We start from the raw sequence: 583 nt of genomic DNA, 5'->3' as shown, positions 1-583 counted from the left end.
TCGATCTCGCCGGGTTCGATGCGGAAACCACGGATCTTGACCTGGGTGTCGGCACGCCCCTGGAAGACCAGCCCCGTACCGGCGTCCCAGGTGACCACATCCCCGGTGCGGTACATCCGCTCCCCCGGCTCCCCGAAGGGACACGCCACGAACCGCTCCGCACTCAACGCCGGACGCCGCCCATACCCACGCGCCAGCCCGGCACCACCGATATACAACTCACCCGCCACACCGGGCAGCACAGGACGCAAAGCCCCATCAAGCACATAGACCCGCATACCGTCCATGGGACGACCGACAGGAACAGGCTCGGCCACCCGCTCGCCAACCGGCACCGGGTGACAGGTGGCGAACGTCGTCGTCTCAGTCGGCCCATAACCATCCACCACCCGCAACCCCGGACAAGCCCCCATCACCCGCTCCACCGCGGCGGGCGAGACCACATCACCACCGGTCCACACCTCACGCACACCCGCGAAACACTCCGGCCGCTCATCGGCCACCACCTTGAACAGACCCGCCGTCACCCACAACGCGGTCACCCGCCACCCGGCGAGAACCTCCGCCAAAGCAGCGGCGTCCA

The 583-nt window shown here is 68.1% G+C and carries 1 protein-coding gene; it reads right to left on the bottom strand.

Annotated features, from left to right (window positions below; translation table 11 throughout):
• Nucleotides 1-583: AMP-binding protein (locus NP777_RS47125; RefSeq protein ID WP_256656357.1), on the bottom strand; the 583-nt coding region annotated here is incomplete at both ends.

Origin of the sequence: Streptomyces rugosispiralis (genome assembly GCF_024505145.1) — a bacterium.
In the GTDB taxonomy this organism is placed as follows: domain Bacteria; phylum Actinomycetota; class Actinomycetes; order Streptomycetales; family Streptomycetaceae; genus Streptomyces; species Streptomyces rugosispiralis.
Note: the sequence above shows the minus strand (reverse complement) of the source record. Positions and strands in the feature narration are given on the sequence as shown.